This is a genomic window from Streptomyces sp. GQFP (genome assembly GCF_021545335.1).
Classification (GTDB): domain Bacteria; phylum Actinomycetota; class Actinomycetes; order Streptomycetales; family Streptomycetaceae; genus Streptomyces.
This window is the reverse complement of record NZ_CP089312.1, coordinates 2,434,653-2,461,126: the sequence shown is the minus strand read 5'-3', so window position 1 is coordinate 2,461,126 and position 26,474 is coordinate 2,434,653. Positions and strand designations below refer to the sequence as shown.

The following is a 26,474-nucleotide window of genomic DNA, read 5'->3' as shown; positions in this document are numbered from 1 at the left end:
GCTGCCTCCATGAGCGACAGAGCCGCCCTTCTCAAGGGCATCCGCGTCTGGTTGGTCCTCTTCGTCGTCTGTCTGGTGCTCAGCGGCGCCACCGCCTTCCCCCTCGTGCACGAACTGCGCTGGACCGAGAGCCTGTTGCGGGCCCTGTCCGTCCCCGAGCGGCTGCCGGGGCTGATGGACTGGGTCGCGCGCGTCCGTGACGGTCTCGACGCCACCGATGAGCGCTACCCGTTCGTCCTCTACGGCACGGACTGGCTCGCCTTCGCCCACCTCGTCATCGCGGTCGCCTTCTACGGGCCCTACCGCGACCCCGTACGCAACATCTGGGTCGTCGAGTTCGGGATGATCGCCTGCGCCGGGATCGTTCCGCTCGCGCTGATCTGCGGGCCGATCCGGGGAATTCCCTTCTGGTGGACGGTCATCGACATCTCGTTCGGGGTGTTCGGAGTGATCCCGCTGTACGCCGTACGGAAGCGAATCAAGCGGCTGGAGGCGCTCAGTCCCGCGCATCCAGCCGCCGCGGCCGTCACCGTCTGAACGTCGCCTCGATGATGCGTGCGGCGACCGGATTCATGGCGTAGCCCTTGGCGTCGGTCGAGTTGACCGAGTAGACGAGGGTGCGGGACAGATCGCGGGTGCCGATGACTATCGTGTTGTAGCCCCAGCGGCCGCCCGACTTGCCCCACAACTCCGTGCCGTCGTCGGTGACGTGCCGTTGGAGGCCCGCGCTCATGGTGGCCCCGGGGACATCGGCGGGCACGGTGAACATCTCCGTCAGCTGAGGCTCGGGTACGACCTGGCCGCGGAACAGGGCGGTCAGCAGCCGCTCCAGATCCGCCGTCGTGGAGATCATGGCCCCCGCCGCTCCGGTGTCCGTGGTACCCCACACCGTGACGTCGCGCAGCTTCGTCGTCCCGTCCGCGCGCGGCACGGCCTGGTAGCCGTGGTTGTGCGGACCTCTGATCTCCGGGTCGGTGCCCGGGAGGTACGTGTCCCGCATCCCCAGCGGGCCGAAGATGCGGCGGGCCGCCTCCCGCTCGTACGAGTGCCCGGTGACCCGCTCTATCAGCACCTCAAGGACGGTATAGCCGATGTTCAGGTAGTGCTGCCCGGTGCCCGGCGCGAACTCGGGCTCCTTCGCGGTGGCAGAGGCGACCATCTCGCGAGCCGTATGGATGTCAAAGCGGTGCGCGTACACCTCCTCGAAGGTGTCGCCGGGGAGGTCGGGGACCGGAATTCCGCTGGTGTGGTTGAGCAGTTGGCGCACGGTCACGTCCTTGTACGTGGCCGGGATCAGCTCCGGCAGATAGTGCCGGGCCGGCCGGCCGAGGTCCACATCACCCTCCGCCGCGAGCTGCAGCACGACCGCCGCCGTGACCACCTTGGTCGTCGAACCGGCCCGGAAACGCCCGTCGGGGTCCGCCGGGCGCCCGCTCGCGAGGTCGTGCACCCCCGCGCTGCCGTGCCAGTCCGGGCCCTTGCCGCCTACCCGTACGAGCGCGGCGGTCGCGTCCGCGTTCGGCAGTCCGGCGATCGCGGCCTGCAGAGCCTTGGCGTCGGGGCCCGCGACCTGCGCGGTCGCGGTCGCCGGGGCGGAGTCGGCGAGCGCGGGTGCGGCCAGCGGGCCGGCCGCCAGGGCGAGGGTGAGGGCGGTGGCGAGAGCCGTGGTGCGTAAGGCGGTGCGTGTGCGTGTGCGTGTGCGAGTGCGGGTGCGGGTGGTCATCGGCTGCTCCTGGAGGCGGCTGGTGTCGATGTTCACATCCTTGATCCATGCGGGGTGGCGCGGATCGTCACCGAGGATGACGTCGACCCTGGTGTCGGCCCGAGGCCAACTGGGTTACCGCGGATGAGAGTTGTCAGGGATCGCACCTAGGGGTCGTGTCCTGGCAGGCATGCGGGGGAGGAAAAACTGTTATCGGGGGTGCCCCCGATCCGTCTCCAAGGGCGACCCGGTGTGTGACTGGGGCGGGGGCCGGTGTGCAACAGGGCGACGTAAGGTGCACAGACGTACGAGAAAGGGCTTTCGTGGACGGGCGCCAGTGGAGTTCCACCATTGCTGCGGCGCAGGCCGGTGACCGGCGGGCGCTGGACGAGCTGGTCGCGGGCTGGCTGCCGCTGGTCTACAACATCGTCGGCCGGGCCTTGAACGGTCACGCGGACGTCGACGACGTCGTGCAGGAGACCATGCTCCGGGCCGTCGACAACCTGGGCTCACTGCGCGACCCGGACAGCTTCCGGTCATGGCTCGTCGCCATCGCGATGCGCCAGATCCGGGACCGCGCCCGCCGCCGTACGACCGACACCCTGCGCGACGAGACCGCCGGCGGAGCCGCCGACTTCGCCGAACTCACCGTGCTCCGGCTCCAGTTGGAGGGGCAGCGGCGCGAGGTCGCGGAGGCGGTGCGCTGGCTCGACGACGAGGACCGGCAGCTGCTGTCGCTGTGGTGGCTGGAGGTCGCGGGCGAACTCACCCGGCGGGAGCTGGCGGCGGCCGTCGGCATCAGCCGGCAGCACGCCGCCGTCCGCGTCCAGCGGATGAAGGAGCGCCTGGAGGCCTCGCGCGGAATCGTACGGGCGCTCGACGGCGCCTGCCCCGACCTGCGCGAACTGACCGCCCGCTGGGACGGCGACCCGGACTCCGTCTGGCGCAAGCGGCTGGCCCGGCACCTCAGGGGGTGCGCGTACTGCGCGAGCCCCGGCGAGGCGGTCGTCGTACCGGCGGAACGGCTCCTGGTCGGCATCGCGCTCGTCCCGCTGCCCGTCGGCTTCACCCTGTCGCTGGCCTTCGGCGGCAAGACGGCCGCGGCGGCCACCGCCGCCGCTTCCGTCGGCTGGTCGGGCAAGGTGCTCGGCGCCCTGGCCAAGCCGGCCGTCGCCCTGAGCGCCGGGGCGACGATCGTCGCGGGCGGCGCGTACGTCGTGACGCAGGCCCCGGAGGACCCGCCGCCGGCCATCGCGGCCCCCACGGCTCGCGCCCAGTCGCCCGACGCCCCCACCACCTTCCCGCCCCGGTCCCCGTCGGCATCCCCCTCTCCTTCCCCGTCCCCGTCGGCGACCCGGCCGAAGACCGACGTGTACGGCACGGTCGTGGATGCCGTCGACACGGCCCCCGACCCGAACGCCCGCCCCGCCGCCCTCCCGCACCGGACCGAGACCGGGATCAACAGCACCGGCGGCGCGCACGCCACCATGAACCACCGCGGGGACAGCGTGACGCTCACCGGCAAGGGCTACGTCCTCGTCCGCTGGCAGATCACGCCGCAGACCCGGTCAGGCAGCCTCGCCATGCCGGCCTGGACCGCCCTGAAGGGCAAGCTCTTCCACGTCGCCTCGGGCGGCGGGCGCCGCATGGACGACAGCGTCAGCACCACCGACACCACCGCGACCGGCATGGGCAACGCGACCACCGGCTACACCGTCCTGCCCGCCGGCACCCAGCAGATGTGGCAGAACGAGTACTTCTACGTCGACGGCAGTGTCACCCTCACCGTCAACGAACGCGGCGCCGACTACGGCCTCAACGTCTTCCCCACGACCTGGGACAAGGTGGAGGAGGACGTGACCAGCGGACCCCCCGAGGGCGTCACCCGCTACGGCCTCGTCCGCGACACCGGCAAGGACGACACCCCTGTTCCGCAGTACGTCACCCGCGCCACCCCGGCCGATCCGGCGACCGTCGCTCAGGCGTCCCGCGTGTAGTTCTCCTGCGCCTCCATGACCTCGTCACCGTGCTCGAAGGCCCACACGCCGAAGGCCTCGACCGGGGCGAGCAACGACCGCCCCAGATCGGTGAGTTCGTACTCCACGCGCGGTGGCGAGCCGCCGTACGCCCGCCGTCGGACGAGCCCGTTGAACTCCAGTCGCCGCAGCGTCTCGGTCAGCACCTTCTGGCTGATGCCGCCGATCCGGTCCTTCAACTCCCCGTGGCGCACGGGCCCTTGGCGCAGCGCCCACACCACCACCGCGTTCCAGGTGTTGCCGAGCAGATCGAAGGCGAGTCGCGCGCGGCAGTCGGCGAGGAAGGGGAAGGGCGGTTCGGTGTCCGTGGTCACGTACCGAATGGTGCCCCAACGGCCTTCTACCGTCAGCGACATGAGAACGAGAAGGCGAGTGGGAATCCTCGGTACGGGGGGAATGGCGGACGCCCTGGGCGCCCAGTGGGCGCGGGCCGGTCACGAGGTCTTCGTCGGCGGCCGGAACGCCGGACGCGCGGCGGACCTGGCGCACCGCATCGGGGCCGTCGGCAGCGGTGGCCTGCGGGAAGCGGCGGAACACGACACCGACGCCGTACTCCTCGCGCTGCCCTACCCGGTGGCGGCGGAGACGGTCGCCGCGCTCGAAGTCCCGCTGCGCGGACGGGTGGTGATCGACTGCACCAACCCAGTGGGGCCGGGCTTCGCCCTGCTGACGGCCGGCGGCCCCTCAGCAGCCCGGCGCGTGGCGTCGGCCGCCCCCGCCGCCCATGTGGTCAAGGCCTTCAACCTCTGCCACGAGGACGTCTGGCGCCTGACCCCGCCGGCCTTCGACGGCCGCCCGCTCGCCGTCCCCCTGTGCGGCGACGACGAACACGCGCTGTCCGTCGTACGACAACTCGTCCGCGACCTGGGCTGCGAGCCGCTGAACGCCGGAAGCCTGGACCGGGCGGCCCTGTTGGAGGCGACGGCGGCGCTGCTGATCGGGCTGTGGGTGGGGGAGGGGGCCGACGCTCAGGCGATCGCGCCGCCACGGGAGTTCGCGGGTCGGCGCACCTGACCCGTCGGAGGCTCCATCACCCCTTGCGCAGCGCGCACAACGCGGCGATGCGGTTCGTGGTGATCGAGTCGACGCCCACGTCGAGCAGTCGCCGCATGGAACGGCGGGTGTCCGGGGTCCACACCGACAGCAGATAGCCGTCCCGGTGCACCCGTGCCGTGAGGCTCCGGTCGACGAGGGCGAAGCGGTAGTTGAGCCAGCGCGGGCGCACCGCGGCCAGCAGGGCCGGGCGCGGCGGTGCGAGGGTCTTCCAGGTCAGGGCGATCTCGGCGGACGGGTCGGCCGCGCGGACGGCGAGCATCGCCGGGGCGTCCGCGCAGTAGTACGCGCGGTCCTCCGCCGCGCACTCCCGGACCACGTCCACCACCCGCCGTACCGCCCGCACATCGGGCGACCCGGGCAGATCGATCATCACCCGGCTGCCCTCGGTCACGGCCAGCGCCTCCGCGAGCGTCGGCACCCCGCCCTCCGTCAGCCCGTGCACCTCGGCCGCCGACAGCGCGGTCAGCGGCCGGTCCTGCTCCCACAGCCGCTTCAGCGTCGCGTCGTGCAGCAGCACGGGTACGCCGTCACGGGTCAGCCGTACGTCGAACTCGACCGCGTCCGCGCCCTGGTCGAGCGCGGAACGCAGCGAGTCGATGGTGTTCTCACGGAAGCGGTAGGGGTCGCCGCGATGGGCCACGGCGGTCACGTTCTGCATGGGTCCATTGTGCTGGGACGGGGCCCGTGATGGTCCCCGGTGTTCCTCAGCGGGCGAGCCACGCCGAGGTGTACGTGTCGATCTCGGCGGCCAGCGCGGCCTTGCCCGCCGGGTCGAGGAAGGAGGCCTCGACGGCGTTCTTGGCGAGGTCCGCGAGACCCCATTCGTCGAGGTCGAGCAGCCGCCCGGCGACCGCGTACTCGTTGTTGAGGTCGGTGCCGAACATCGGCGGGTCGTCGGAGTTGATCGTCACGAGGACCCCGGCCCGCACGAACTCCTTGATCGGGTGCTCGTCGAGCGTACGGACCGCGCGCGTGGCGATGTTGGAGGTCGGGCAGACCTCCAGGGCGATGCGCTGCTCGGCGAGGTGCGCGAGCAGTTCGGCGTCCTGAGCGGAACTCGTACCGTGCCCGATTCGTTCTGCGCGCAGATGGTTCAGCGCGTCCCAGACGGTCTCCGGCCCGGTGGTCTCGCCCGCGTGCGGAACCGAGCGCAGTCCGGCGGCGATCGCCCGGTCGAAGTACGGCTTGAACTGCGGCCTCGGTACGCCGATCTCGGGCCCGCCGAGCCCGAACGAGACCAGCCCCTCCGGGCGCAGCCGGTCGTCGGTGGCGAGCCGTACGGTCTCCTCGGCCGCGTCGAGCCCGGCCTCGCCCGGGATGTCGAAGCACCAGCGCAGTACGGTCCCGAACTCGGCCTCGGCCGACTTCCGGGCGTCCTCGATCGCGTCCATGAAGGCGCGCTCGTCGATACCGCGGCGGGTCGAGGAGAACGGGGTGATGGTCAGCTCGGCGTACCGGACCTGCTGGCGGGCCAGGTCGCGGGCCACCTCGTAGGTCAGCAGCCGCACGTCCTCCGGGGTCCGGATGAGGTCCACGACGGACAGGTACACCTGGATGAAGTGGGCGAAGTCCGTGAACGTGAAGTAGTCGGCCAGGGCTTCGAGGTCGGTGGGGACCTTGGAGTCGGGATGGCGCGCGGCCAGCTCCGACACGATCCTCGGGGAGGCGGAGCCGACGTGATGGACGTGCAGTTCGGCCTTGGGCAGCCCGGCGATGAAGGCGTGCGGGTCCTGGACGTCCGCCGCGGCACGCTGGTGGTTGTCGGTCAAGGGTTCCTCCCCGGGAACGGCGCCCCGGACATGCGACGGTCGGCGGGGCGCGGGTGATCGGCTGATCGATGACTCGGGGATCATCGTAGGCCGGGTCCGTGGGGAGAGGCCCACGGGATTTCGTCCAGGGGCGGGAGCGGGAGCGGGCGCGGCGACTGGCGGGCAGGGGAGTGGCGGGAGGGGATGCCGAGGTCCCCCGTCGCCCTGTGATCCCGGGCCGTAGCATGACGGGAACGCACGAACGAGGGGACCCCACGCATGTCCGACGCCGCGCAGCCGCCGCATCCACCGGAGAACGTCCCTTCGGAGGGGGCGAGTTCCGAGGGCGCGGCGACCGGTGAGACCGCAAGCGAGAGTCCCGCTGGCGGTACGCCTGCCAGGGTCCCGCTGGACAAGCCTCCCGCCGGGTCGGCCTCCGGCGGCACCGCGGACTCCGGGCCCGAGTTCGATCCCTGGGCACCGCCGGCCGAGGATGCCTCGGGCTCCGGGGCCACGTTGTTCTGGGACGACGGGGGTACGACCCCGCCGCCTCCCTCTGCCCAGGGACACCCGACGGTCCCTGCGGCGCCGGCGTCCGCCTCGCCTCCGCCCGCGCCTCAGCCCTCCCAGCCCTGGGCCAACCCCTTCGCCCCGCCCGGCGGTCACGTGGCGGGCACCCCGCAGGACAATCCCTTCGCGCCCCCTGCCCCACACGGCTCCTACGCGCAGCCCGCCGCGCCTGTGCCCCCGCCGCCCATAGCCCCCGACGGGCCCGGACAGGCCCCGCACTCCTATCCGGCCGGGCCGGTGTACGGCTACCCGCAGCAGCCCGGGTACGGCGGTGGCGGTCCCGTGTATGCCCCGCCCCCTCCGGCCTACGGCGGTGGCCCCGGCTATGGCTGGGCTCCCATGGCGCCTCAGCCGAGCAATGGCATGGGTACGGCCGCGCTTGTGGTCGGGATCGTCTCGGCCGTCATCTTCTGTCTGTGGCCGCTGGCGATCATCCTGGGCATCCTTGCGGTGATCTTCGGTGTGGTCGGGCGTGGGAAGGTTCGGCGGGGTGAGGCGACCAATGGGGGGCAGGCGTTGGCCGGGATCATCTGTGGGGCGGTTGGGATCGTCATCGCTGCGGCGTTCGGCGTCGTCGTCATCGCCTTCGGCGACGACAGTGACGCGAGTACGTTTGATGACGGGTACTCGACGGTGCTGTCGCAGCAGGTGTAGCGGGCGATCAGGGCTGCGTCTGCGTGGCTTGGGGTTGTGGCTGTCTGCGGCGCCGTCGTGGCTGGTCGCGCAGTTCCCCGCGCCCCTATGGGGCGCGTTGACGAACCCGGCGTGGATTTGCTGACCCCACTCAGCCCCGCAACCTCTCCCGCGCCGCCATCAGCGCGAACCCCAGCAGATTCGGCCCCTGCCACCGCTCCGGATCCTGTGCCGCCTCGTCGTCCCCCGCAAGCCCGATGCCCCACACGCGGTCCACGGGGCTTGCCTCCACCAGGACGCGGTTGCCCGTGGCCAGGAGGAACTCCCGTAGTTCGGGATGTGCGGCGAACTTGTGGACGCTGCCCTCGACCACGATTCCGAAGCGTTCGCGCTGCCACACGGCCTCGTCGAAGCCGCGTACGAGACGGCCGGCCTTCTTCGCCAGTGCCGGGTTCGGTGATGTGATCGCCCGGTGTTCCGCCTCCGGGTCCTCGAACAGGCGGGCCTTGGCGGCCATCATCCAGTGCTCCGCCGTCGCGTACTCCACTCCGTCCACCGAGAACGTGGCCGGCCACCACTGGCTGAGACAGTTCGCTCCCACGCGGCCGTCCTGGCGTGGCCGGTGCCCCCAGAAGTGCAGATACTTGATGCGTTCCCCCGACCGGACCGCGCTGATCAGCGTGTCCCGAGAATCGATCTTCCCCATGCACGCGAGTCTGGCAGCCACCACTGACAACGCGTCCTGCCTTTTCCCGTTCGGCTCGACACCTGGTCGACAGATTCCGTCGCGTAACCAAATGGCAACAACGGAATCCCTTGTTGGAGTCCACTTACTCTGTCAGGATCGGCACTCAAATCGACCTGGAGCTACGTTGACCCCCGCAAATCGGGGCGGGCGACGGAGGAGAGCGACATGCACAATCCGGGCCATCGCTTCCCGGCGCAGGAGCGGCTCGCGGCCGGCGCGCAGTACATCGCGGGCCGGCTGACCCACGGCACCTCCGGCCGTACGTTCGCGGTCGTCGACCCCGCCACCGGCGACGAGGTCTACACGTACGAGCTGGCCGGTCCTGACGACGTGGACGCGGCCGTCGCAGCGGCGCGTGCCGCCTTTCCGGGCTGGGCCGGGGCCACCCCGGGCGAGCGTTCCGACGCGCTGCACCGCTTCGCCGCCGTCCTCGCCGACCGCGCCGAGGAGTTCGCCCGCGCCGAGTCCCTCCAGTGCGGCAAGCCGCTCAAGCTGACCCGCGAGTTCGACGTGCCGGGGACGATCGACAACACCGCGTTCTTCGCCGGCGCCGCCCGGCACCTCCAGGGGCAGTCGGCCGGGGAGTACTCCGGTGACCACACCTCGTACGTCCGCCGGGAACCCATCGGTGTCGTCGGCTCCATCGCGCCCTGGAACTATCCCCTTCAGATGGCCGCCTGGAAGATCCTCCCGGCGGTCGCCGCCGGCAACACGATCGTCCTGAAGCCCGCCGAGCTGACCCCGCTGACCTCGCTCCTCTTCGCCGAGGCGGCCACCGCGGCCGGGATTCCGGACGGGGTGATCAATGTCGTCACCGGGACCGGCAAGGAGGCCGGTGAGCATCTCGTCGGGCATCCCGATGTCGCCATGACGTCCTTCACCGGGTCCACCGCCGTCGGCAAGCGCGTCGCCGAGGTCGCCACCGCCACCGTCAAGCGGCTCCACCTTGAGCTGGGCGGCAAGGCACCCTTCGTCGTCTTCGACGACGCCGATCTCGACGCGGCCGTCAACGGCGCCGTCGCGGGCTCCCTCATCAACACCGGGCAGGACTGCACGGCCGCCACGCGCGCGTACGTGCAACGGCCGCTGTACGAGGAGTTCGTCGCGAAAACGGCCGCCCTTATGGAGACCGTCCGGCTCGGTGATCCGTTCGCCTCCGGTACCGACCTCGGGCCGCTTATTTCCCACGCGCAGCGCGACCGGGTCGCCGGTTTCGTCGAGCGGGCGCGTGCCTACGCGCGCGTGGTGACCGGCGGCGAGGCTCCCCAGGGGGAGCTGAAGAACGGCGCCTACTACCGGCCCACCCTGGTCGCCGACGCCGCCCAGGACAGCGAGATCGTCCAGTCCGAGATCTTCGGGCCCGTTCTCGTCGTACTCCCCTTCGACAGCGACGACGAAGGCATCCGGCTCGCCAACGACACGCCCTATGGTCTCGCCGCCTCCGCCTGGAGCCGGGACGTCTACCGGGCGAACCGCGCCACCCGCGAGATCAAGGCGGGCTGTGTGTGGGTCAACGACCACATTCCGATCATCAGCGAGATGCCCCACGGCGGGTACAAGGCGTCCGGCTACGGCAAGGACATGTCTACGTACTCGTTCGAGGAGTACACGCAGACCAAGCACGTCATGTTCGACAACACCGCGGTTGCCCGTAAGGACTGGCACCGCACGATCTTCGGGGACCGCTGACCGGACACAGGCCGACCGACCAGCGGCCGCACACCCTCCCGAAAGGGCACCAGCGCATGGAGCAGTACGAGCCCGACCGCCTTTCCCCGGCCCAGGTGGCCGCCATGCGGCGCAGCTTCAGGAACGGCAGGGCCGCCCTGACCCGCCGGTCCCTGCTGCGCGCCTCCGCGGGCGGCGCCCTCGTGGCCGGCGGCCTCGGCGCGCTGACCGGCTGCGGCATTCCCGCGGCCGGCAAGACCGCCGGAGGCGTCTCCGCGGACGACCACTCGGCCAAGGAGAAGACCGTCAACTTCTCCAACTGGACCGAGTACATGGACGTCGACGAGAGCGAGAAGCACCACCCCACGCTCGACGCGTTCACCAAGAGGACCGGCATCAAGGTCAAGTACACCGAGGACATCAACGACAACGTCGAGTTCTTCGGCAAGATCAAGCCGCAGCTCGCGGCGGGCCAGGACACCGGCCGGGACATCATCGTCCTCACCGACTGGCTCGCCGGCCGGCTGATCCGCCTCGGCTGGGTCCAGAAGCTGGACGCGTCGAACCTCCCGCACGCGTTCGCGAACCTGGCGGAGCAGTTCCGCAGCCCCGACTGGGACCCGGGCCGCGCCTACTCGTACCCCTGGCAGGGCATCTCGACCGTCATCGCCTACAACAAGAAGGCGCTCGACGGTGTCGAGGTGAAGTCGGTCTCCGACATGCTCGACAACCCCAAGCTGAAGGGGCGCGTCGGGTTCCTCTCCGAGATGCGCGACAGCATCGGCATGACCCTGCTCGACATGGGCAAGGACCCGGCGAAGTTCACCGACGACGACTACGACGCGGCGATCGCCCGTCTCCAGAAGGCCGTCGACCAGGGCCAGATCCGCCGCTTCTCCGGCAACGACTACACGGCCGACCTGACCTCGGGCGACTTCGCGGCCTGTATCGCCTGGGCCGGGGACGTCGTCCAGCTCAAGGCGGACAGCCCGGACATCGACTTCATCATCCCGGACAGCGGCTACATCACGTCCAGCGACAACATGCTGATCCCCAACAAGGCGCGCCACAAGACGAACGCCGAGCGGCTCATGGACTACTACTACGAGCCCGAACCCGCCGCCGAACTGGCCGCCTACATCAACTACGTGTGTCCCGTCGACGGAGTGAGGCCCTACCTCGCGAAGATCGACGAGTCGGCGGCGGACAACCCGCTGATCATCCCCGACGCGGCGATGGCCGCGAAGTCCCACGCGTTCAGGTCCTTGAGCCAGAAAGAAGAGACGGCGTACGAGGAGAAGTTCGCGAAGTTGACAGGGGCGTAGCCACGCCTGCCCCAGCGGTGCGACACCTCTCCGACTCCCCAAGGACCACACCATGACCAGCACAGAACACGGCGGCGACGTCCGTCTCTCCGGGATCAGCAAGAACTACGGCTCCTTCACCGCCGTACACCCCCTCGACCTCACCGTCCCGCAAGGCTCCTTCTTCGCCTTGCTCGGCGCTTCCGGCTGCGGCAAGACGACCACCCTGCGGATGATCGCCGGGCTGGAGGAACCTTCCTCCGGGACCGTCTACCTCGGCGAGCAGGAGGTCACCAACCTGCCGCCGTACAAGCGGCCCGTGAACACCGTCTTCCAGTCGTACGCCCTCTTCCCGCACCTCGACATCTTCGAGAACGTCGCCTTCGGCCTGCGCCGGCGCGGCATCAAGTCCGTGAAGAAGCAGGTCGAGGACATGCTGGAACTCGTCCAGCTGGGCGAGCAGGCGCGCAAGAAGCCGCACCAGCTCTCCGGTGGCCAGCAGCAGCGCGTCGCCGTGGCCCGTGCGCTGATCAACACCCCCAAGGTGCTGCTCCTCGACGAGCCGCTCGGCGCCCTCGACCTCAAGCTGCGCCGCCAGATGCAGCTGGAGCTGAAGCGCATCCAGACCGAGGTCGGCATCACGTTCGTCCATGTCACGCACGACCAGGAGGAGGCCATGACGATGGCCGACACGGTCGCCGTGATGAACGCGGGGCGCGTGGAACAGCTCGGGTCGCCCGCCGACCTCTACGAGAACCCGCAGACGACGTTCGTCGCGAACTTCCTCGGCACCTCCAACCTCATCGAGGCCGAGGTGGACGCCAAGAGCGGCGACGAGATCGTCCTCAAGGCGGGCGGCGGCAAGCTCCTGCTCCCCGAGGCCCGCTGTTCCGCGCCGACCAGGACCGGCGGCAAGGTGCTCGTCGGGGTCCGCCCCGAGAAGATCTCCCTCACGCACGCGGACGACGCCGGCGACATCCCGGCCGGCCGCAACCGCATCACCGGCAAGATCGCCGACACGAGTTTCATCGGCGTCTCCACGCAGTACGTCATCGACAGCCCCGTCTGTCCCGAGTTCGAGGTGTACGTCCAGAACATCGACCGCGACGCCAGGCTCGCCCCCGGCGCGGACGTCGTCCTGCACTGGAACCCGGCCCACACCTTCGGGCTCGACGCCGACCAGGACATCGACGCGGGCGTCGGCACGGTCGACGAGGAGGCGGCCGCCTGATGGCCACCGCGACCCCCGAAGCGCCGCCCCTGGCGCCCGCACCGGTCAAGAAGCCCTCGCGTAAAAGGGGCCGCTGGACGCCGTATTGGCTGCTCCTGCCCGGTCTGCTCTGGCTGTTCGTGTTCTTCGCCCTGCCGATGGTTTACCAGGCCTCCACGTCCGTGCAGACGGGCTCCCTGGAGGAGGGCTACAAGGTCACCTGGCACTTCGCGACCTACTGGGACGCCGTGGCCGACTACTGGCCGCAGTTCCTGCGCTCGGTGCTGTACGCGGGCGCCGCGACGATCCTGTGTCTGGTGCTGGGCTATCCGCTCGCGTATCTGATCGCGTTCCGCGCGGGACGCTGGCGCAACCTGATCATGATCCTGGTCATCGCGCCGTTCTTCACCAGCTTCCTGATCCGTACGCTCGCCTGGAAGACGATCCTCGCGGACGGCGGCCCGGTCGTCGGCGCCCTCAACTCGCTGCATGTCCTGGACGTCACCAGCTGGCTCGGCATCACGGCCGGGGACCGGGTGCTGGCCACGCCGCTCGCGGTGGTCTGCGGTCTGACGTACAACTTCCTGCCGTTCATGATCCTGCCGCTCTACACCTCGCTCGAACGCATCGACGGACGGCTGCACGAGGCGGCCGGCGACCTGTACGCCAGGCCGTTCACGACCTTCCGCAAGGTCACCTTCCCGCTGTCGATGCCCGGGGTCGTCTCCGGCACGCTGCTCACCTTCATCCCGGCGAGCGGCGACTACGTCAACGCCGACCTCCTCGGCTCGACGGACACGCGCATGATCGGAAACGTCATCCAGACGCAGTTCCTGCGCATCCTCGACTATCCGACGGCCGCCGCGCTCTCCTTCATCCTCATGGCGGCGATCCTCATCATGGTCACCCTCTACATCCGCAAGTCCGGGACGGAGGACCTGGTTTAAATGGCCTTCGTGCATTCCATCGGGCGCTGGCTCAAGAGCCATTTCGTCGTCATCGCGGGACTCATCACACTCGGCTATCTCCTGCTGCCGAACGTGGTCGTCACGGTCTTCTCCTTCAACAAGCCGAAGGGCCGCTTCAATTACGAGTGGCAGCAGTTCTCGACCGACGCCTGGCGCGATCCCTGCGGGGTCGCCGACCTCTGCGGCTCGCTCTCGCTGAGCCTCAGGATCGCCTTCTGGGCGACCGTCGGGGCGACCGTCCTCGGCACGATGATCGCCTTCGCGCTGGTGCGGTACCGCTTCCGCGCGCGGGGCGCCGTCAACTCCCTGATCTTCCTCCCCATGGCGATGCCCGAGGTCGTCATGGCGGCCTCGCTGCTCACCCTGTTCCTCAACCTGGGCGCGCAGCTGGGCTTCTGGACGATCCTGATCGCCCACATCATGTTCTGCCTCAGCTTCGTCGTCGTCGCCGTGAAGGCGCGCGTGATGTCGATGGACCCGCGCCTTGAGGAGGCCGCCCGGGACCTCTACGCGGGCCCGGTGCAGACCTTCGTACGCGTGACCCTGCCCATCGCGGCCCCCGGAATCGCCGCGGGCGCGCTGCTCGCCTTCGCTCTCTCCTTCGACGATTTCATCATCACCAATTTCAACGCGGGCTCGACCGTCACCTTCCCCATGTTCGTCTGGGGCTCGGCGCAGCGCGGAACTCCCGTGCAGATCAATGTCATCGGCACGGCCATGTTCCTGGTCGCCGTCCTGTTCGTACTGGCTGGAATGGTCATCGGCAACCGCAGAAACAGGCAGAAGACCTCATAGTTCTCGTGATTCTCGTAGGGAGTTGGAATCATGGCCCCAAGCGCCATGACCCATGGAAACGTAAATCGCTGGACGAAATCCCTTTCCGACGCCCAGCCGGTCGCCTACTGGTTGGACGACCCCGGCAAGCCGCACCCCGAACCCGCCCTCACCGGCGGCGAGACCTGCGATCTGCTCGTCGTGGGCGGCGGCTACAGCGGGCTGTGGACCGCGCTGATCGCCAAGGAGCGCGACCCGCAACGGGATGTCGTGCTCGTCGAGGGCCGCGAGGTGGGCTGGGCCGCCTCCGGCCGCAACGGTGGCTTCTGCGCCGCGTCCCTCACCCATGGCCTGGCCAACGGCCTCGCCCGCTGGCCGGACGAGATCCACCGCCTCCAGGAACTGGGCGCGCGGAACCTCGACGAGATCGAGAAGGCGGTCGCCCGCCACGCTCTGGACTGCGACTTCGAGCGCACCGGCGAGATCGACGTGGCCACCGAACCCCACCAGGCGGCCGGACTCCGCGCCTGGCACGAGGAGTTGACGGCCAAGGGCCTGGCGACCGGCACCGAGTTCCTGGACGCGGAGGCGGTACGGGACCAGGTCGCGTCCCCCACCTTCCTGGCCGGCCTGCACGACCGCACCGGCGTCGCGCTGCTCAACCCGGCGAAACTGGCCTGGGGGCTCAAGCGGGCCTGTCTGCGCCTGGGCGTGCGCGTGTACGAGCACACACCGGCGCTCACGCTGCGGCCGTACGGCGCGGGCATGGCCGTACGCACCCCTTACGGGTCGGTCCGCGCCCGTCGGATCGCGCTCGGGACGAACATCTTCCCGAGCCTGGTGAAGCGGGTCCGGGCGTACACCGTCCCCGTCTACGACTACGCGCTGATGACCGAACCCCTGAGCGAGGAGCATCTCGCGTCGGTCGGCTGGCGGGGGCGGCAGGGCCTCGGGGACAGCGCCAACCAGTTCCACTACTTCCGGCTGAGCGCCGACAACCGTGTCCTGTGGGGCGGTTACGACGCGATCTATCCGTACGGCGGCCGGGTGCGCGCCGAGTACGACGACCGCCCCGAGACCTACGCCAAGCTGGCCGACCACTTCTTCACCTGCTTCCCGCAGCTGGAGGGCGTCCGCTTCACCCACGCGTGGGGCGGCGCGATCGACACCTGCTCGCGCTTCTCGGCGTTCTTCGGCACCGCGCACGGGGGGCGCGTGGCGTATGCGGCGGGATTCACCGGCCTCGGCGTCGGCGCGACGCGCTTCGGGGCGGACGTGATGCTGGATCTGCTGGCGGGGGAGCGGACGTCGTTGACGATGGTGCGTAGGAAGCCGTTGCCGTTTCCGCCGGAGCCGTTTGCGTGGACGGGGATTGCCTTGACCAAGTGGTCGTTGGCGCGGGCGGATTCGCGTGGGGGGCGGCGGAATCTGTGGCTTCGGGCGATGGATCGGTTCGGGCTGGGATTCGACAGCTAGTGGGTTGTTCGTCGGCTGCGGGGCGGTGGGGGCTTGTCGCGCAGTTCCCCGCGCCCCTTAGGGGGCGCTTGCGCCCAGCTCAGTGGCTATGAGCCGGTTCACTCCCGAAACCTTGCGGAACCCGCGTAATGCTTGCGGGAAACCTCTCTCTTCCACGTGACGCGACCAGCGTTCACAGAGAAAGGGAGGACCCCTCATGACAGGGGCGAAAACGGCGGTCGAGTGGCTGGCGTCCGTGGCTCCGGATCCCGAGGCCTGTCGGTGGGAGTGGGAGCGCAATCCCCTGGGGATCGCGCTGCTGCCCGCCGGCAAGGCCTGGGACGTACTGATCCTGCCGGGCGAACTCGGTTACCCCACCCTCGACGTCCTCACCCGCGTCATCGACCAACTCGGCCCGGTGCTCGTCGACTTCGGCGACTCCCGGATGGGGTTCTTCGTGCCGCCGGGCACTGCGGCCCGCTGGCTGGGCACGGGGGTGCGTACGGCGGGAAACGGCACGTGGATCGTCGTGCCGTACCCCAACCGCGCGACCGGAGGCGTCCGTTGGCTGGTCCCGCCGGACGGCTCGGGCACCCTCACCGACCCGGCACTCCTCGAACTGGCCATGCACGAGGCGGCGGCGGGTCTGGCGACGGACGAGGACAGGTGAGGCTCGCGCGGTTCTCGTAGTCACCGCATGACCACGCTCTCGTCGGCCGTCCGTGCGGTCGACGCGAACCGTGGCCATGTGGCCCACAGGTGTGTGTTGTTGGGGGGAGAGAGGGCGTGACCGCCGACGGGATCAGGGGGAGTCTGGAGGATCAGGCCGAGGGTGAGGGCGGCCTGCGGACGACGAAGAGCCGCAGCAGGATCAGCAGCGCCGAGCACAGGCACCAGCTCGCCACCACGTCCAGCGGCCAGTGGAAACCCCGGACGACCAGCCCGACGGCGACGGCCGCGTTGAGGACGAGGCAGCTGATCAGGACGAGCCGACGGGCGTACGTACGGCGCAGCCACGGCAGCAGGAGCAGCGTGGCGGAGCCGTAGGCGACGACGGCCGTCGCGGTGTGACCGGAGGGGTAGAAGCCGGTGCCGGGACCCATGACCGGCGGCCCGGACCGGGCTACCAGTTCCTTCAGCGGTACGACGATCGCCGGTACGGCCGCCATCAGCACGCCCGCGCCGACCGGTTCCCGCCACCAGCGTTCCGTACCCGCCCGACGCGCGCGCAGTCCGACGTACACCAGGACGACGAGAAGGACCGGAACGGCGACCGCGATGCCGCCGAGATCGGCGAGGAGCGCCCAGCCGCGAGTGGGGTGGACCAGTGAGTCGCTGAGGCGTTCGTCCGCGCGGGCGAGGGGGCCGTGGACGGCGACCTGCCAGGTGATCAGCGCGAAGAGGAGGACCGCGAGGGTCAGAAGGGTGAGGAGAAAACGAGAGTTCGACCGGCCCGGAACAGGGGGGAGAGTACCGGGCCGGTCGATCAGATCGGATCGTCGCACGCCCCGGGGGGTTTGGGGCGGGCGACTGTCCGATCGGTGAGGAGACCCGGAGCCGGAAGCTCCGGTTGTGTGCGCGAGGGCACGACCGGATCGAAGCTGGGGAGGCCCCGACCAGGTGCCACCCACAGTTTCCTGCGGGCGGGGTGTATCTCTCATCTGGATAGAACCTACGGCAGGGGAGGCGGCTGAAACAGGCGGATCGGCGACCCGCCATCCACCCCGCACACCTTCTTCACACGCTCTGACGGCGTCCGCGCCGGCTCCGCACGGGCCCGGAAACAAGCGGAATCCGGGCCGTTGGACTGATGCGAACGGGTGGTGCGGAGGGGCGGCGGGAACCAGGAACGGGTCAGACGCTGGTGAAGGCCTGCTCGATGATGTCGAGGCCCTCGTTGAGGAGGTCCTCACCGATCACCAGCGGGGGCAGGAAGCGGAGGACGTTGCCGTAGGTACCACAGGTAAGGACCACCAAACCCTCTTGGTGACAGGCCTTGGCGAGCGCGGCGGTCGCCTCCGGGTGGGGCTCCTTGGTGGTGCGGTCCTTGACCAGCTCGATGGCGATCATGGCGCCGCGCCCACGGATGTCCCCGATGACCTCGTACTTCTCGGCCATGGCGGACAGCCGGGCCTTCATGACGGACTCGATGTGCTTGGCCCGGGCGTTGAGATCGAGTTCCTTCATGGTCTCGATCGAGCCGAGCGCACCCGCACAGGCGACCGGGTTCCCGCCGTACGTTCCACCGAGGCCGCCCGCGTGCGCGGCGTCCATGATCTCGGCGCGCCCGGTGACGGCGGCGAGCGGCAGCCCGCCCGCGATGCCCTTCGCGGTGGTGATCAGGTCGGGCACGATGCCCTCGTCCTCGCACGCGAACCACTGTCCCGTACGGCAGAACCCGGACTGGATCTCATCGGCGACGAAGACGATGCCGTTGTCGGCGGCGAACTGCCGGACGGCCGGCAGGAACCCCTTCGCGGGCTCGATGAACCCGCCCTCGCCGAGCACCGGCTCGATGATGATCGCGGCGACGTTCTCGGCCCCGACCTGCTTGCTGATCTGGTCGATGGCCTGAGCGGCGGCCTCGGGCCCGGCGTTGTCCGCCCCGGTCGGCCACCGATACCCATAGGCGACCGGGACGCGGTACACCTCGGGCGCGAACGGCCCGAAGCCGTGCTTGTACGGCATGTTCTTGGCGGTGAGGGCCATCGTGAGGTTCGTACGCCCGTGGTACCCGTGGTCGAACACGACCACGGCCTGCTGCTTGGTGTACGCCCGCGCGATCTTCACGGCGTTCTCGACGGCCTCGGCGCCGCTGTTGAAGAGGGCGCTCTTCTTGGCGTGATCGCCCGGCGTCAGCTCGGCGAGCGCCTCGGCGACCTCGACGTACCCCTCGTACGGCGTGACCATGAAACAGGTGTGCGTGAAGGCGGCGAGCTGGGCGGAGGCCCGCCGCACGACGGCCTCGGCGCTCGCGCCGACGGAGGTGACGGCGATACCGGACCCGAAGTCGATCAGCCGGTTCCCGTCGACGTCCTCGATGATCCCGCCACCCGCACGCGCGGTGAAGACGGGCAGCACGGACCCGACCCCACCCGCGACGGCGGCCAGCCGCCGGGCCTGGAGCTCCTGGGACTTGGGGCCGGGGATGGGGGTGAGTAGGCGGCGCTCCTGGGGGAGGGGGGGAAGGGCGGTCATGAGGGCTCCCTGGTGATCTTGCGAACCGGAGTTTCCTGGCTGGGCTTCCGGGTGGGGTTCGCGGGCGGAGAATTTCGGACGCTTCGTTTCTTTCTCCGCAGGCTAGGGGTGAGAGAGGGGGGTGGGCATGCTCCATGTGGGCGTTGTCAGGGGATTCGGTTGTCCGTGGTGGACATAGCGTCGGCGCGGAGCGGGCGGGCGCCGCCGGGCTCGGAGACCAGGCAGCGCCGGTCCGGGTGGCCGGCCATCCACAGCTGGGTGGCCCGCGGGTCGAGGTGGACTCGCGGGGCCATCGCCAGGGTGAGGCCGCCGACGGTGATCCGCTGATTCGTGCCATGGCGGCGGATCTCGCAGTCGACCAGGCGCCACGAGTGCTCGGTGAGCGTCGCCGCCATGCGGCGGACGGCCACGATCAGGCCGATGTGCAAGGGGAGGAGCGTCACTTCGAGGACCAGGGGAAAGGCGAACAGGCCGATCCTGTCGTGGCCCTCGTCCGCCACCACCTCCGCGATCTGGAGACACATCAGGGTCGGCCAGATGAGGAAGAGCGCCACGAGGAGGCCGCGCATCCGGCGGCGTATCGCGCGGTGGGTGGGACAGCGCGCTCACTCCGGGCGTGGGGACGGCGGCATCCGGCCGGGGCGCGCCCTCCGCCGGGACCAGGAGGTTGCGCTGGTACTGCTCGCGCATGTGGCGCGGGGCCTTCTCCGTGCGGCGGGAGGCCGCGATGACGAGTCGCTCGCCCGGGACGCCGCACCACCACAGGACGGCGATCTGTTCCCGACGCTCCACCGGAGCATCCGCACGCATGCGCCGCCTCCACCAGCTCGGCGTGCTGGAGAGCACCAACGGCAGCCGCTGCTCCGGCGCGGCGGGGTCGGGTACCTCGAACCATGCGTTGCGCACGTCCTGGGCCTTCGGATGGTCCGAGACGCCGTGCGGTGGATTCACGGTGGTGTGCCAGGGATGGGCGCGCAGGACGCGGCGGACCTGCCAGGCGTTCGGGAGTTCGGCGAGCAGTTCCAGGGGGACGCGTATCGCCGTGAACAGGAAGAAGGCCACGGTCACCCAGACCAGTCGCCCCAGCACCGCGTCCGTGGCGTTGGCGAACAGGGTCCAGTACCCGGCGCAGACGGCGACGATCAGCAGACTGCGTCCCGTCTGGCGTCGCCACGCACGCCGGGTCGCGGGGTCGTCCCACGCCACAGCCCCCTCGCCGTACGCCGAGTCGTTCTGGTCGGTCACTTGAGAAGCCCCCGTTGTGTCTTTCGCAGCCTGCGAGAAGGGACGACGATATCCGGAACACGCAGGTCCGCTCCGCGAAGTCGGCCCTGTGAGCGGTGAACTCCCCTTGTCGGGGCGTTAGATTGACGCCTGATGGCTGATGATGGACGGAACGGCTGGTCAGGGGGCAAGGCGATGGACAGCGACGGGACGCAGGACGCGCGGGGTACGCATGCGAGTCCTGTGCCGCGTCCGGCGGGGCCGCCGGGCGGGCCCTCCGTGCCGCCTCGGCCGGTGCGGGCGCCGGGGGTGGCTGCTCGTGCGTCCGTCGCCGAGTGGCTCAATGAGCCTCGGCCCGCGGCCAAGCCGGGGATCTGGCGGTACGGGTACCGGCTGCCCAAGGGGGCGCAGGCGGCGGAACGTCTCTCCCCGGTCACCGTCGTCGGGATACTCGTTCCGCTCGTGGTCGGGTTGTTCCTGTGGTCGGTCTGGCGGCGGGGTGCGATGCCCTACCAGTCGGTGCTGCTGAAGCTCTTCACGCCTGAGGACTGGTGGTGGGGTGGCACCGTCTCGCCCAAGGGGTGGGAGGGCAGCGCTGCCGTCCTCGTCTACAACGGTGTTTTCTTTCTGGTGCTGCTCTACGCCATGGGGCGACTGGGCAGTTGGCCCGACATCGCCCGGCATTTCGTCGCGCGCCGCCCGCAGCCCGCGCGGGCGCTGTTCGCGCTGCTCGGCGCTCTTGTCACGCTCGGGTTCGTGTTTCCCGACGCCTTTCCGGGCGTCGGCTGGGACGCCCTGCCGATCGTCGACGCCGTCTTCGCCCTCGTCGCCCTGATCGCCGGTGGGTTCGATGTGTTCGGGTCGACCGCGTTCAAGGCCGGGCTGTACGCCGTCATCACTCTGCTTGTCGTCTGGCCGTTCGCGCGGATCGGGGGCTGGTGGGGGTACGTCAAGGAGCGGCTCGCCGCTCGTAAGGCCGCTGCCGGGCCCACCGGGCCCCTGCCCGCCGACCGGCCCCGTGAACAGTGGCCCGACCTGCGCGAGGCCGGGCAGTACGAGGCCGCCGAGCTGCTCACCGCCGAGGTGGCCGGCGGTCGTATGAACGACGTCGACTGTGCGCGGGTCGAGCACGCGTGGGCGGCTGCCAGGCGTGACGGGGCGCTCGCGGGCTTCCGGGACGCCGTGTTGCGGCAGGGGGCCGGCGCCTGGAGTCATCCCTCCGGAGCGCGGGACCTCGCCCGGCGTACCGCGCAGCACGATCTGTCCGTGGGGCAGGTGCGTATCGGGCGGTGGGTGGCGGCCGAGCGGGCGCCGCTCGTCTACCACGGCGCCGGTGCCGCGCTCGGGCCCGAGGTGCTCGGCACGTCGTTGCTCGCCGTTGGGCCGTCGGGGGCGGGCAAGACACGGCAGCTCATCGAACCGGTGACCGAGGCGCTGGCCCTGCGGGCGCTCACCGGGCAGTGCGCCTTTGTCGCCGTCTCCGCGCCGGGGACGCCCCTTGCCGCCGACTCCGCGTTCGATGTCGTCGTACGGATAGGGGATCGTGACTCCGTCCACGACCTCGATCCGTACGCCGACTCCGACGACCCCGACGAGGCCGCCGCCTTCCTCGCCGAGGCGCTGGTCGGCGACCTCGACACCGTCGGCACCGAGAGTGCGGCCACCGCGCTCGCTCAGGTGCTCGGGCCGTACAGGGCGGCGCACGGCCGTTTCCCCGCCCTGCCGGTGCTGCGGGAGCTGCTGGAGAGCGACCCCGCCGCGCTGACCGCCCTGCGGGACGCCCTCGCGGGGGACGAGTTCACCGTCATGCGGCGCGAACTCGACGTACGCATCCGGCAGTCGGCGAGCCCGGCGGACGTCGGCCGGATCGTCGCGGACCGGCTCTCGCTGCTCAACCGGCCCGTCTTCGACGGGTTCTTCGGTGGGGGCGGTGCCGCTCGGGCCTTCTCCCTGCGCTCCCTCACCCAGCATCCGCTGCGCGTCCGCGTCGATCTGCCGGAGCACGGTCACGAGGAGGCCGCGCGGCTGATCACGCGGCTCGTCCTCGCGCAGTTCAGTGCCGTCGTACGGGACGGACGGCGCCCGCACTTCGCCTGTCTGGTCCTCGACGACGCGACCGGGACGGTCACCGCCGGTTCGGTACGGCGTATCCAGCGGATGCGCTCCCAGAACGCGGGCGTCGTACTCGCCCTGCGGACCATCGGCGACGTCCCGGAGGCGCTGCACGGGCCGCTGTACGGCGCTGTCGGCTGCCGGATGGCGTTCTCCGGCGTGACGACCTGGGACGGCGGCCGGTTCGCGCAGGCCTGGGGCACGGCATGGGTGGAGACGCGGGACGTGGCCAAGCACACGGTCTTCGCGGACCAGCCGATGACCCGCGCCATCCACGCTCTGCGCAAGCTCGTCACCGGCAAGGCCGTCACGACCGACGCCGTGACCGTACGTACGGTCGAACGGGAGCGCTGGTCGGCGTCCGAACTGGCGCACGAGGTGCCGCCGGGGCACGCGGTGCTGTCACTGACGACCGTCGAGGGCGAGCACGCGCCGCCGCTGCTGGTGGATCTGCGGGGCTGAGTCATATGTATGGGGTCGTCACGGAGTCGTCATGGAGTCGCCCGTATGTGGCACGCGGTACGTACGGTAAGGCAGAATCGGCACAGGCCGTTCATACGTGGCGGCCAAAAGTTCACGGAGTCCACACAGATCTGAAGGCCCCATGCCCCCGACGCTCGCCTCGCTCCTCCATCACTCCGCGCTCAGGCTGACCGTGCGGGCGGGCGGGGACCGCCTGGACGTACCCGTCCGCTGGGTGCACGCCAGCGAACTGGCCGACCCCGTCCCCTACATGGAGGGCGGGGAGCTGCTCCTGATCACCGCGCTCAAGCTGGACGCCGAGGACCCCGAGGCCATGCGGCGCTATGTGAAGCGGCTGGCCGGGGCGGGCGTCGTCGGACTCGGCTTCGCCGTCGGTGTCCACTACGGGGAGATCCCGAAGGCGCTGGTGGAAGCGGCGGAGCACGAGGGGCTGCCGCTCCTCGAAGTTCCGCGCCGCACGCCCTTCCTCGCCATCAGCAAGGCGGTCTCGGCCGCTATCGCCGCCGACCAGTATCGGGCCGTGACGGCTGGTTTCGCGGCGCAGCGGGAACTGACCCGGCAGGCGCTGAGCGACGGCCCGGAGGGTCTGCTCGCCGCGCTCGCCTCCCAGGTCGACGGCTGGGCCGCGCTGTACGACGCCTCGGGCGCCGTAGTCGCCACCGCGCCCGAGTGGGCCGGGCGGCGGGCGGCCCGGCTCACGGCGGATGTGGAGCGGCTGCGGGAGCGGCCGGCGCCGGCCAGTGCGGTGGTCGGCGTGGGGGAGAGCAGCGGGGGTGAGGATCGGGACCGGGTCGAGCTGCACTCCCTCGGTACCGGGCGGCGTCCGCGTGCCGCGCTGGCGGTGGGGACCGCTGCGGCGCTGGGTACGGCGGAGCGGTACGCCCTGCACTCGGCCATCGCGCTGCTGACGCTGACGACCGAGAGGTCCCGGTCCCTCCAGGCCGCCGAGCAGCGCATCGGGGCGGCTGTGCTGCGGATGCTGCTGGCCGGCGAACCCGATCACGCGCGTGCCGTCGCCGGGGGGCTGTACGGCGAGTTGCTCGACGCGCCGTTCCGGATCGTCGTCGCGGAGTCGGCTTCTCCGCCGGTGGGGCAGGGGGTGCCGGTGGGGGCGGCGAGCAGGCCTACGGCCGGTGCCCTTGTCGCCGCCGACACGAACGGGGATCCGCTGGGCGGGCTCGCCGAGTGCCTGGAGTCCGCTGCCGCGCGGGCGGGGGAGGCGGTGCTGGTGGTGCCTGAGGGGGAGCGGTTGGTCGTGCTCGCGGTGGACGGGGGTGCGGCGGAGGCGGCCTGTGGGGAGTTCGCCGCGGCGGTGGAGGGGGCTCGGGTGGAGGTTCGGGAGAGGGATCGGGGGCGGGGGGGTGCGTCGGGCTCTGGCTCTGGTCCTTCTGGTCCTTCTGGTTCCTCCGGTTCCTCCGGGGACGAGGACGAGCTTGTGGTGGGGATGTCGGGGCCTGCGGGGCCCATCGCCGCTGCTGCCGCGTACAAGCAGGCCGAGCAGGCCTTGTCGGTGGCCCGGAGGCGGGGGCGGGTACTGGTCGGGCATGAGCAGTTGGCCGCCGGGTCCGTGGTGCCTTTGCTCGCGGACGATGCGGTGCGGGCGTTCGCTGACGGGTTGTTGCGTCCGCTGTACGAGCATGACGCGACGGGTCGGGGGGATCTGGTGGCGTCGTTGCGGGCGTGGCTGTCGCGGCACGGGCAGTGGGATGCGGCTGCGGCGGATCTTGGGGTGCATCGGCATACGTTGCGGTACCGGATGCGGCGGGTGGAGGAGATTCTGGGGCGGTCGCTGGATGATCCGGATGTGCGGATGGAGTTGTGGCTGGCGCTGAAGACGACGGCGGCGGTGGGGGAGTAGGGGGTTTGTTTTCGCCCCCGCCGCCCCTACCCGTCCCATCCCGTTCCTGGGGGCTGCGCCCCCAGACCCCCCTTTGTCGCGCTGAACGCGCTCGTCCTCAAACGCCGGACGGGCTGAAAGACCAGGAGCGGGGGTTCGGGGGCGCAGCCCCCGAGGATGGGAACGGGTAAGGGCGGCGGGGGCGAAGAAACACCCCGCCGAACCGTCGCACAACCCGCCCCCACCACTCCACCCCGGACAAACAACACCTCGCCATCCCCGCCCTACGGTGTACCCATGACTGCCACCCACGCCTTCTGGCTCGCCGGCCGTCAGGCCACCGGCGAGACCACCTTCGACGTCACCTCCCCCTGGGACGGACGCCTCGTCGGCAAGGTCGGCGTGCCGACCGAGGCCCAGGTCGAGGAAGCCGTCGCCGCCGCCCACGCCGTCCGCGACGAGTTCGCCGCCACCCCGGCCCACGTCCGCGCCACCGCCCTCGACCACGTCAGCCGCCGCCTCGTAGAGCGCACGGAAGACATCGCCCAGCTCATCTCCGCCGAGAACGGCAAGCCGATCAAGTGGGCCCGCGGCGAGGTCGGCCGAGCCGTCTCCGTGTTCCGGTTCGCCGCCGAGGAGGCCCGGCGCTTCAACGGCGGCGAGGCGCAGCGCCTAGACACCGACCTCGGCGGACAGGGCCGCCTCGCCCTCACGCGCCGCTTCCCCAAGGGCGTCGTCCTCGGCATCGCCCCCTTCAACTTTCCCCTCAACCTCTGCGCCCACAAGATCGCCCCGGCGATCGCCGCAGGCGCCCCCATCATCCTCAAGCCGGCCCCCGCCACCCCCCTCTCCGGCCTCCTCATCGGCGAACTCCTCGCCGAGACCGACCTGCCCGCCGGCGCGTGGAGCATCCTCCCGGTCGCCAACGACCGCATGCCCGCCCTCGTACAGGACCCGCGGCTGCCCGTGATCTCCTTCACCGGCTCCGAGAAGGTCGGCTACGCGATCATGGACTCGGTCCCGCGTAAGCACTGCACCCTCGAACTCGGCGGCAACGGCGCGGCGGTCGTCCTCGCCGACTACGCCTCCGACGCCGACCTCGACTGGGCGGCGACCCGTATCGCCACGTTCTCCAACTACCAGGGCGGCCAGTCCTGCATCTCCGTGCAGCGGGTCATCGCGGACGCCTCCGTGTACGACCGGCTGCTGCCCCGTATCGTCGCCGCCGTCGAGGCCCAGGTGACCGGCGACCCGGCCGACGGCGCCACCGACGTCGGACCGCTGGTCAGCGAGGACGCCGCCAAGCGGGTCGAGGCGTGGGTCGATGAGGCTGTGCGAGCCGGTGCGAACCTTCTCGCCGGTGGCAAGCGCGACGGTGCCTCCTACGCGCCCACCGTCCTCACCGACGTACCCGCCGATGTCACCATCTCCTGCGAGGAGGTCTTCGGGCCGGTCCTCACCGTGCAGAAGGTGGACGGCGAGGCTGCCGCCTTCGCCGCCGCCAACGACTCCAAGTACGGCCTCCAGGCAGGCGTGTTCACCCACGACCTCCAGGCCGCCTTCCGCGCCCACCGCGCCCTGGAGGTCGGCGGTGTCGTCATCGGCGACGTGCCCTCCTACCGCGCCGACCAGATGCCGTACGGCGGCGCCAAGCAGTCCGGTGTCGGCCGCGAGGGCGTCAGGTTCGCGATGGACGACTACACGTACGAGCGCGTTCTGGTGCTCACCGGTATCGCTCTCTGACCTGC

At 70.6% G+C, this 26,474-nt stretch carries 22 protein-coding genes and 1 pseudogene; 15 read left to right on the top strand and 8 right to left on the bottom strand.

Annotated elements, in window-relative coordinates; translation table 11 throughout:
* The first annotated feature begins 9 nt into the window (after window positions 1-9).
* Window positions 10-537, top strand: a complete 528-nt coding sequence (locus LUX31_RS10555; RefSeq protein ID WP_235474527.1) for a hypothetical protein — start codon at window positions 10-12, stop codon at window positions 535-537.
* On the opposite strand, the gene LUX31_RS10550 is transcribed toward LUX31_RS10555, so the two are convergent.
* A complete protein-coding gene (locus LUX31_RS10550; RefSeq protein ID WP_235479869.1) occupies window positions 527-1,723 on the bottom strand; it encodes a serine hydrolase domain-containing protein in 1,197 nt (398 codons plus the stop codon). The genes LUX31_RS10555 and LUX31_RS10550 overlap by 11 nt on opposite strands.
* Before the next feature lie 302 nt (window positions 1,724-2,025).
* On the opposite strand from LUX31_RS10550, the gene LUX31_RS10545 reads away from it, so the two are divergent.
* The gene (locus LUX31_RS10545; protein WP_235474526.1) at window positions 2,026-3,699 is read left to right on the top strand and encodes an RNA polymerase sigma factor; all 1,674 of its coding nucleotides are present in this window, start codon (window positions 2,026-2,028) and stop codon (window positions 3,697-3,699) included.
* On the opposite strand, the gene LUX31_RS10540 is transcribed toward LUX31_RS10545, so the two are convergent.
* A complete protein-coding gene (locus LUX31_RS10540; RefSeq protein WP_235474525.1) occupies window positions 3,681-4,052 on the bottom strand; it encodes a winged helix-turn-helix transcriptional regulator in 372 nt (123 codons plus the stop codon). The two genes, LUX31_RS10545 and LUX31_RS10540, sit on opposite strands and share 19 nt — an antisense overlap.
* Before the next feature lie 40 nt (window positions 4,053-4,092).
* On the opposite strand from LUX31_RS10540, the gene LUX31_RS10535 reads away from it, so the two are divergent.
* Window positions 4,093-4,752, top strand: coding sequence for an NADPH-dependent F420 reductase (locus LUX31_RS10535; protein ID WP_235474524.1), 660 nt, complete (start codon window positions 4,093-4,095; stop codon window positions 4,750-4,752).
* Between the two features lie 16 nt (window positions 4,753-4,768).
* On the opposite strand, the gene LUX31_RS10530 is transcribed toward LUX31_RS10535, so the two are convergent.
* Window positions 4,769-5,452 (bottom strand): glycerophosphodiester phosphodiesterase, encoded by a 684-nt coding sequence (locus tag LUX31_RS10530; RefSeq protein WP_235474523.1) that lies wholly within the window; start codon window positions 5,450-5,452, stop codon window positions 4,769-4,771.
* A 46-nt stretch (window positions 5,453-5,498) separates the two neighbouring features.
* Window positions 5,499-6,633, bottom strand: a pseudogene (locus LUX31_RS10525) (adenosine deaminase).
* Between the two features lie 188 nt (window positions 6,634-6,821).
* Between LUX31_RS10525 and LUX31_RS10520 the strand changes: the two are divergent.
* Window positions 6,822-7,766 carry a DUF4190 domain-containing protein gene (locus LUX31_RS10520; RefSeq protein ID WP_235474521.1) on the top strand — a complete coding sequence of 315 codons (945 nt, stop codon included), beginning with the start codon at window positions 6,822-6,824 and terminating at the stop codon, window positions 7,764-7,766.
* Window positions 7,767-7,896: 130 nt separating this feature from the next.
* On the opposite strand, the gene LUX31_RS10515 is transcribed toward LUX31_RS10520, so the two are convergent.
* Window positions 7,897-8,451, bottom strand: coding sequence for an NADAR family protein (locus tag LUX31_RS10515; RefSeq protein ID WP_235474520.1), 555 nt, complete (start codon window positions 8,449-8,451; stop codon window positions 7,897-7,899).
* A gap of 207 nt (window positions 8,452-8,658) precedes the next feature.
* Between LUX31_RS10515 and LUX31_RS10510 the strand changes: the two genes are divergently transcribed.
* The 7 genes from LUX31_RS10510 to LUX31_RS10480 all read left to right on the top strand — a co-directional run bounded on the left by LUX31_RS10510 (window position 8,659) and on the right by LUX31_RS10480 (window position 16,542).
* Window positions 8,659-10,182 (top strand): gamma-aminobutyraldehyde dehydrogenase, encoded by a 1,524-nt coding sequence (locus tag LUX31_RS10510; RefSeq protein ID WP_235474519.1) that lies wholly within the window; start codon window positions 8,659-8,661, stop codon window positions 10,180-10,182.
* Between the two features lie 56 nt (window positions 10,183-10,238).
* Window positions 10,239-11,486 carry an ABC transporter substrate-binding protein gene (locus LUX31_RS10505; protein WP_235474518.1) on the top strand — a complete coding sequence of 416 codons (1,248 nt, stop codon included), beginning with the start codon at window positions 10,239-10,241 and terminating at the stop codon, window positions 11,484-11,486.
* A gap of 52 nt (window positions 11,487-11,538) precedes the next feature.
* Window positions 11,539-12,696: an ABC transporter ATP-binding protein gene (locus LUX31_RS10500; RefSeq protein ID WP_235474517.1), complete on the top strand. Its 1,158-nt coding sequence runs from the start codon at window positions 11,539-11,541 to the stop codon at window positions 12,694-12,696.
* A complete protein-coding gene (locus LUX31_RS10495) occupies window positions 12,696-13,622 on the top strand; it encodes an ABC transporter permease (RefSeq protein WP_235474516.1) in 927 nt (308 codons plus the stop codon). The genes LUX31_RS10500 and LUX31_RS10495 overlap by 1 nt, the downstream gene beginning before the upstream one ends.
* Window positions 13,623-14,438, top strand: a complete 816-nt coding sequence (locus tag LUX31_RS10490) for an ABC transporter permease (RefSeq protein ID WP_235474515.1) — start codon at window positions 13,623-13,625, stop codon at window positions 14,436-14,438.
* Window positions 14,439-14,468: 30 nt separating this feature from the next.
* Window positions 14,469-15,893, top strand: coding sequence for an NAD(P)/FAD-dependent oxidoreductase (locus tag LUX31_RS10485; RefSeq protein ID WP_235474514.1), 1,425 nt, complete (start codon window positions 14,469-14,471; stop codon window positions 15,891-15,893).
* A 196-nt stretch (window positions 15,894-16,089) separates the two neighbouring features.
* Complete coding sequence (locus tag LUX31_RS10480; RefSeq protein WP_235474513.1) at window positions 16,090-16,542, top strand: bifunctional DNA primase/polymerase; 453 nt, start codon at window positions 16,090-16,092, stop codon at window positions 16,540-16,542.
* A 151-nt stretch (window positions 16,543-16,693) separates the two neighbouring features.
* Here LUX31_RS10480 and LUX31_RS10475 read toward each other — a convergent pair whose 3' ends face one another.
* The 3 genes from LUX31_RS10475 to LUX31_RS10465 form a co-directional block, all read right to left on the bottom strand.
* Window positions 16,694-17,377: a phosphatase PAP2 family protein gene (locus LUX31_RS10475; RefSeq protein ID WP_235474512.1), complete on the bottom strand. Its 684-nt coding sequence runs from the start codon at window positions 17,375-17,377 to the stop codon at window positions 16,694-16,696.
* Window positions 17,378-17,726: 349 nt separating this feature from the next.
* Window positions 17,727-19,070 (bottom strand): 4-aminobutyrate--2-oxoglutarate transaminase, encoded by a 1,344-nt coding sequence (gabT, locus tag LUX31_RS10470; protein WP_235474511.1) that lies wholly within the window; start codon window positions 19,068-19,070, stop codon window positions 17,727-17,729.
* Window positions 19,071-19,216: 146 nt separating this feature from the next.
* The gene (locus LUX31_RS10465) at window positions 19,217-19,639 is read right to left on the bottom strand and encodes a hypothetical protein (protein WP_235474510.1); all 423 of its coding nucleotides are present in this window, start codon (window positions 19,637-19,639) and stop codon (window positions 19,217-19,219) included.
* Window positions 19,640-19,878: 239 nt separating this feature from the next.
* On the opposite strand from LUX31_RS10465, the gene LUX31_RS10460 reads away from it, so the two are divergent.
* From LUX31_RS10460 to LUX31_RS10445, 4 genes are all read left to right on the top strand, one after another.
* Window positions 19,879-20,319, top strand: coding sequence for a hypothetical protein (locus tag LUX31_RS10460; RefSeq protein ID WP_235474509.1), 441 nt, complete (start codon window positions 19,879-19,881; stop codon window positions 20,317-20,319).
* Between the two features lie 170 nt (window positions 20,320-20,489).
* Window positions 20,490-22,868 carry an ATP/GTP-binding protein gene (locus LUX31_RS10455; RefSeq protein WP_235479868.1) on the top strand — a complete coding sequence of 793 codons (2,379 nt, stop codon included), beginning with the start codon at window positions 20,490-20,492 and terminating at the stop codon, window positions 22,866-22,868.
* A 142-nt stretch (window positions 22,869-23,010) separates the two neighbouring features.
* The gene (locus LUX31_RS10450) at window positions 23,011-24,747 is read left to right on the top strand and encodes a PucR family transcriptional regulator (RefSeq protein WP_235474508.1); all 1,737 of its coding nucleotides are present in this window, start codon (window positions 23,011-23,013) and stop codon (window positions 24,745-24,747) included.
* Between the two features lie 276 nt (window positions 24,748-25,023).
* Complete coding sequence (locus tag LUX31_RS10445) at window positions 25,024-26,469, top strand: aldehyde dehydrogenase family protein (RefSeq protein WP_235474507.1); 1,446 nt, start codon at window positions 25,024-25,026, stop codon at window positions 26,467-26,469.
* Window positions 26,470-26,474: the final 5 nt, after the last annotated feature.